7 protein-coding genes are annotated in these 6,508 nt (G+C 61.0%); all 7 read right to left on the bottom strand.

The genetic code is table 11. From position 1 onward, the window contains the following. Nucleotides 1–464, bottom strand: a 464-nt coding sequence (locus Q1W40_RS14755) for a cyclic nucleotide-binding domain-containing protein (protein WP_300713373.1), incomplete at its 3' end; no start/stop codon positions are given. Between the two features lie 57 nt (nt 465–521). After that, complete coding sequence (locus Q1W40_RS14750; protein ID WP_300713371.1) at nt 522–1,301, bottom strand: oxepin-CoA hydrolase, alternative type; 780 nt, start codon at nt 1,299–1,301, stop codon at nt 522–524. 4 nt (nt 1,302–1,305) lie between these two features. Beyond that, the gene (locus Q1W40_RS14745; RefSeq protein ID WP_300713369.1) at nt 1,306–2,826 is read right to left on the bottom strand and encodes a 3-hydroxyacyl-CoA dehydrogenase; all 1,521 of its coding nucleotides are present in this window, start codon (nt 2,824–2,826) and stop codon (nt 1,306–1,308) included. A 101-nt stretch (nt 2,827–2,927) separates the two neighbouring features. After that, nucleotides 2,928–4,124: an MFS transporter gene (locus Q1W40_RS14740; protein WP_300713366.1), complete on the bottom strand. Its 1,197-nt coding sequence runs from the start codon at nt 4,122–4,124 to the stop codon at nt 2,928–2,930. 3 nt (nt 4,125–4,127) lie between these two features. Beyond that, nucleotides 4,128–5,135 carry a D-2-hydroxyacid dehydrogenase family protein gene (locus Q1W40_RS14735; RefSeq protein ID WP_300713364.1) on the bottom strand — a complete coding sequence of 336 codons (1,008 nt, stop codon included), beginning with the start codon at nt 5,133–5,135 and terminating at the stop codon, nt 4,128–4,130. A 175-nt stretch (nt 5,136–5,310) separates the two neighbouring features. Beyond that, a complete protein-coding gene (locus tag Q1W40_RS14730; RefSeq protein ID WP_300713362.1) occupies nt 5,311–5,496 on the bottom strand; it encodes a hypothetical protein in 186 nt (61 codons plus the stop codon). 265 nt (nt 5,497–5,761) lie between these two features. Beyond that, on the bottom strand, nt 5,762–6,433 hold the full coding sequence (lexA, locus tag Q1W40_RS14725) for a transcriptional repressor LexA (RefSeq protein ID WP_300713360.1): 672 nt from the start codon (nt 6,431–6,433) through the stop codon (nt 5,762–5,764). Nucleotides 6,434–6,508: the final 75 nt, after the last annotated feature.

Raw genomic sequence — 6,508 nt, 5'->3', positions numbered from 1 at the left:
AAGGGCAGGGTGTTGAGGTCTTCCACCAAGCCGTAGAGCTGGCGAATGCGGCGCGACTGCAGACGCAGCATGGCTTCGTAAAACTCGACGTGCTGCGACAGGATTTTCTTGAAGTCGGCCTTGGCCACGTTGAGCGTGGTCGTGTCGCCGTGTGCATAGCAGTCGTGCGTGCGGCGATCCCCGTCGAAGATCGACACATCGCCAAACCAGATGCCCGGCTCCACATAGGTCAAGGTGATTTGCTTGCCCGAGACCGAGGTCGAGCTCACGCGCACCGCACCCTTGGCGCAGGCGATCCACTGCTCGGGAGGGTCCCCCCGCGCAGCGAGCATGTCGCCGTCCTTGAATCGTTTGACGTAAGCGCATCGAAGTATGTCGTGCCGAAGCGATGGTGAAAGGGTTGAAAACCAGCGACCGCTGTTGATCGCTTCTCTTTCTTCCATTGTCAGAATGGGTTCGTCCATGGGCTGTCTTTTCAGTGACTGGTAAAGGGTTTTTTGTCGCCTGGGGGACCGGGCGGCTTATTCGTATTGCGGTGTTTGCTTGTTCAGAAACGCGGCAATGCCGATGCCAGCGTTGTTGTGGTGCAGGTTCTTGACGAAGTTGTCGCGCTCCCGTGCCAGCTGTGCGTTGAGCGTGCTGCCATCGGCATCGGCCAACAGTTCCTTGATGCTGCTCAGTGCGTTCGGTGCGCGGGCATTGAGTTGGGCTGCCAGTTGCAGGGCTTGGTCCAGCGCTTGACCGGCTTCGCTCAAACGGTTAACCACGCCCAGTTGCTGCAGACGCTCGGCACCGATGCGCTCACCGCACATGAGCAGTTCGGTGGCCAGCTGGCGCGGCACAGCGCGCGACAGGCTCCAGCTGCCGCCGCCATCGGGCGACAGGGCGATGCCGCTGTAGGCCATCACGAACACGCTGTTGCGCGCCGCCACGATCATGTCGCAGGCCAAAGCGAGCGAGAAACCTGCACCGGCCGCAGGGCCGTCGACCGCTGCGATCACAGGCTTGGGGAAGGTGCGGATGGCTTCGATCCAGTTGTGCAGGCCTTCGATGCTTTGCGCTTGGTGCTCGGGTGGCAGCTGGCGGTTGTTTTGCAAACGCTGCAAATTGCCGCCCGCGCTGAAGATGCCGTTGGCCCCGGTGATGACCACGCTGCGCACATCCGGATTGGACTCGGCCACGCTCAACGCTTCGACCCCGGCCGCATACATCTCGGGGCCCAGTGCATTGCGAAGCTCCGGGTTGCTGAGGGTCAAGACCAGGGTCTGACCTTCGCTGGTGCTGAGCAGTTGTGCGGTCATTGCTTCACTCTTCGGTGTGCATCAAAGACAGGCCAATGGCCCCACGGCGACGCAGCCAAGGGCTGGGGCGATAACGTGGATCACCGTAGACCGTTTGCAGGTTGAACAGCACTTCAAGGATGCTGTCAGGGCCCAGGCGGTTGCCCATGGCCAAGGGGCCCATGGGGTAAGCCAGGCCCAGCGTGACCGCGGTTTCCAGGTCTTGTGGGCTGCAGATGCGCTGCTGGCAAATGTCGGACGCGATGTTGACGATGGTGGCCACCACGCGTTGCGTGACAAAGCCACCGCTGTCGCGGATCACCGAGACGGCTTTGCCGTCACGCGCAAACAGGGCGTGCGCCGCGTCGCGCATGTCGGCACGTGTGGCGGGGTTGGTGGCCAGCACGCGGCGCTTGGTCGAGCCGTCTTCAAACAGCATGTCGATGCCCACGGTGCGGGCCGGGTCCAGGCGCTCGACCACGGCCACGGTGGTGATGTCAAAGCCCAGCGGGGCCACGATGGTCAGCGCTTCAGGCGAGGGCGATGCGCCGGTTTCGACTTTGGCACCCAAATCTTTGAGCAGTTGCAACAGTTCCATGCGGCGGGCAGCGCGGGGCGAGACCCACACGGGCGGGATGTTGTCGACCACGGGCACGGCGGGTTCGGAGGGCACTTGCGCCACGCCATCCACGTATTTGTAGAAGCCTTCGCCGACTTTTTTGCCCACCACACCCCCGGCCAGACGCTGGGCGGTGATCACGTTGGGGCGGTAGCGCGGCTCTTCGTAATACTGGTGGTAAATCGCTTCGATCACGTGGTGCGACACGTCGAGGGCGGTCAGGTCAAACAACTCGAAGGGGCCGAGTTTGAAGCCGACTTGGTCGCGCAAGATGCGGTCGATGGTGGCGAAATCGGCCACGCCTTCGCTCACGATGCGCAGGGCTTCGGTGCCATAACCGCGACCGGCGTGGTTGACGATGAAGCCGGGCGTGTCTTGCGCCTGCACCGGGGTGTGGCCCATCTGGCGGGCAAAGTCAGACAGGCGCTGGCAGACGGCCGGATCGGTTTTGAGACCCGCGATGACCTCGACCACTTTCATGAGTGGGACAGGGTTGAAGAAGTGGTAGCCCGCAAACTGCGCCGGGCGCTGCAAGGCAGCGGCAATGGCGGTCACGGACAGTGAAGAGGTGTTGGTCACCAGCACGGCGCTGGCGGGCAGCACTTTTTCCAGATCGGTGAACAGGCTTTTCTTGATCTCGAGCTTCTCAACGATGGCTTCGACCACCAGTTCGCATTCGGCCAGGTCTTGCAAGCTGGTGGCGCCCAGCAGGCGGCTTTTGTGGCCTGCCACGGCTTCGGCGCTCAGGCGGCCTTTTTCCTGCAACTTGTCCCATTGCTGGAACACGGCGTCGCGTGCTTTGGCAATGGCTTCGGCTTGCGTGTCGTACAGCCAGACCTGGCTGCCTGCTTGCGCGGCGATTTGGGCAATGCCCCGGCCCATGGCGCCGGCGCCAATGATGGCGACTTTGGAAAATGCGAGAGTCATAGTGGATGCTTGCAAATAACAGGGTCTCAAACGGTCAAAGGACAGTCCGTGCGGTAACGGCGAGGTAACAAGCCTTTGAAGAGGCCATTATGGCCTCAGATTCAGGCCTTTTCAGGCGAACGCAAAGGGTGAAGCCGGGCGTAGTGGGTGGCCAGCAGGCTCAGGCCGATGGCCAGCAGCAGACCGATCAGGCCATGCTGCGGCAATGCGCCCATGCCCTGGTGAACAAGGGTCCAGCCGCCCACGGTGGCGCCGATGGCTTGACCTGCGTACATGGCCGAGGTGTTCAGGGAAATCGAAGCCGAGGCCAGCCAGGGGGCCTGAGCGGCCAGTCGTGCCTGTTGTGCAGAGTTGGACGAAAAACCACCCAAACCCCACAGACCCAGGGCCAGCGCCATGCCTGTCGCGTGCGTGACCTCGGAGGCCAGCAGCAAACTCAGGCACATGAAGGACAGGGAAATCAGGATGCAGCGGGCGGCGCCAATGCGGTCGATGAATCGCGACAACAGAGCGTTGCCCACGAAGCCCATGCTGCCATAAGCCAGCAGCATCAGGCTGAACTCACTGGGGCTGACGCCAAAGCGCGCCTTGGCAAAAGGGGCCATGTAGCTGAACAGGACAAACTGACCAGCGGCCATCATCATGGTCACGCTCAGGGTGACCCAAATGGTGCGCGATGACAAAGTTTGGCGCCAGGCGGCCATCGACAGGGCCGGTGGCAAGACCTTGGCTGGCATTTGTCGCCACAACCACAATGCCCCCACCAGAGCCAACAGGGCAATCAGCCCCATGGACCAACGCCATCCGAAGTGCCCCCCTATCCACGAGCCCAAGGGCATGCCCAGGACCGAGGCGACGGACCAGCCCAGAAAAACAAAGGTCATGGCTTGGCCGCGTTGCTTTTCCTTGACCAGCAAGCCGATACAGGATGCGGCTTGGGGCGTGAAGATGGCCGCTGCCACCATGGCCATGGCGCGAAAGCTCAGCAGGCTGTAAAAACCCGGTGCCAAAGCGGCCATCAAATGCCAAAGGCTGTACCACAGCAAGCTGGCCACCAAGAGCTTGCGACGGTCCCAGCCTGCGACAACCGCAGCCAGCAAGGGGGCGCCGAAGCAAACCAGCAAGGCACTGCTGGAGATCAATTGGCCAGCTGTGGCCACCGAGACCGACAAGGATGCGACGATGTCGTTCAGTGTGCCCGCGGCCATCATGACGCCGGTTCCGATCACGACGTTGCCAAACATCATCGGCCACAGCACTTGCGGCAGCCGCTGGCGCATGGGGGGTGCTGAATTCAAAACTCAGCGCCGCACTTGCAGGGCGCCCGGGTTGACGATGTTGGTCGGCGTGCCTTTGATGAAGTTCACCACGTTGTCAAAGGCTGCGCCGAAATACAGCTCGTAGCTGTCTTTTTCGACGTAACCGATGTGGGGTGTGCAAATGCAGTTTTCCAAGCGCAACAAGGCCGAGCCTTGCAAGATGGGCTCGGACTCGAACACGTCGATGGCCGCCAGACCAGGGCGCCCGCGGTTCAATGCGCTGATCAATGCATTGGGCTCGATCAACTCTGCCCTGGAGGTGTTCACAAAAAGGGCGGTGGGTTTCATGCGGCCCAGGTCTTCTGAGGTGACGATGCCTGTGGTGCTGTCGTTCAGGCGCAGGTGAACAGACACGACATCCGATTCATCAAAAAAGGCTTCGCGGCTGGTGGCTGCTTCGTAACCATCACGCGCAGCGCGCACACGGGATTCATCGCTGCCCCAGACTTTGACCGTCATGCCAAAGGCTTTGCCATAACCTGCAACCAGCTGACCGATCTTGCCGTAACCCCAGATGCCCAGGGTTTTGCCTCTCAGCACGGTGCCCAGGCCGAAGTTGGCAGGCATGGCGCTGGATTTGAGTCCTGATTGCTGCCAAGCGCCGTGCTTGAGGTTGCTGATGTATTGGGGCAGACGACGGGAGGCTGCCATGATCAAGGCCCATGTCAGCTCTGCAGGTGCAACGGGCGAGCCCACGCCTTCGGCCACGGCCACACCGCGCTCGGTGCAGGCGGCCAGATCGATGTGGTTGCCGACCTTGCCTGTTTGGGCGATCAGCTTGAGCTTGGGCAGTTTCTCGACCAAGGCCCGGTTGATTTCTGTGCGCTCGCGGTTGAGGACGATCACGTCAGCGTCTTTCAGACGGATCGAGAGTTGGCCAATGCCTTTGACGGTGTTGGTGTAAACCTTGGCCGGGTATTGTTCGAGTTTGGCTGCGCAGTCCAGTTTGCGGACCGCATCCTGGTAGTCGTCGAGGATCACAATGTTCATCCCTCCATTGTGCCTTGAGCCAAAGCCATGGTGGGCTTCTGAGGTGCGCATGTCGCGTGATCTTTTGCTCAGGCTCAGGCCTCGTCGATACGACTGAGCCTGGATGCAGAGACGGTCAGAGCCGATCAGAGCCGATCAGAGCCGATCAGAGCCGATCAGAGCCGATCAGAGCCGATCAGTGACGGACCTGGGCGGCCTCCAGGGCAACCATGCGGTCCAATTCGGCGCACACGTCAGCCATGCGTCCAGAGATCACCATGCGGCCTGCGCAATCCGATCGCGGACCGTTTTCGGCCACACGCAAAACGCGCAGTGCCGGGGGCATGATGGTGGTTTTCTTGGCCATGATCGAAGACGCCATGGTTTGGCAAGTGGGGCGACGCACCGTCCAGACTGGATGGACGCGGCCTGCAGGACGGGGGCGGGGTGCTGGTGCTGTACGGTTGAACGATGTCAGGCCTTGAAAAAGACTTGAAAGAGCAAGAAGAGCGATTCCCATGTGAAACCTTTCAAAAGCATGGAGGTTGGACACAGGCAGGATTGCTGAAAAAGCCAATTGCATCAGGGCTGCTGGTTTAAACCATCAGCGCCCGCCACCTGGTGCAATGGGCGTGTAAACAGGTGCCTTACATCAGCAAGGTGTTGCGGATCAAACCCACTGCCAGGCCTTCGATGTCGAAAGGCTCTTCGGGGTTGACCACGATGGTCTTGTAGTCGGGGTTTTCGGGCAGCAACTCAATGCCTTGCGCCGTTTTGCGCAGGCGCTTGACCGTGACTTCGTCGCCCAGACGGGCGACCACGATCTGGCCGTTGCGCACGTCTTTGGTGGATTTCACCGCCAACAAGTCGCCATCCATGATGCCTGCATCGCGCATGGACATGCCGCGTACGCGCAACAGGTAGTCGGGTTGTTCGCTGAACAAAGTGCTCTCGACCTGGTAGGTCCGGTCCACATGCTCTTGGGCGAGAATGGGTGAACCCGCCGCGACGCGACCGACCAGTGGCAAACTCAGTTGGCCCAAGCTAGGCAGGGTGAGGCTGAACAGATCGGACGGGGCACGCATGCTGCTGCGGGAGCTGCCTTTGAGGCGAATGCCGCGCGAGGTGCCGCTGACCAGTTCGATTGCACCTTTGCGGGCCAGGGCCTTGAGGTGCTCTTCGGCGGCGTTGGCCGACTTGAAGCCCAGCACGCTGGCGATTTCTGCACGCGTGGGTGGCGCGCCGGTGTTGGCGATGGTGTTCTGGATGAGTTCCAGAATTTCTTGCTGCCGGGCGGTGAGTTTGGGGTTGTCGGTCATGTCGTCTTCCTTGAGAAGTCAGATGAAACTGTTTTTTCATCCAGTGACTGTATTTTTAACCAGTTTTTGAGGCTG

It is taken from the genome of Limnohabitans sp., from assembly GCF_030158565.1.
Lineage (GTDB): Bacteria > Pseudomonadota > Gammaproteobacteria > Burkholderiales > Burkholderiaceae_C > Limnohabitans_A.
Note: the sequence above shows the minus strand (reverse complement) of the source record. Positions and strands in the feature narration are given on the sequence as shown.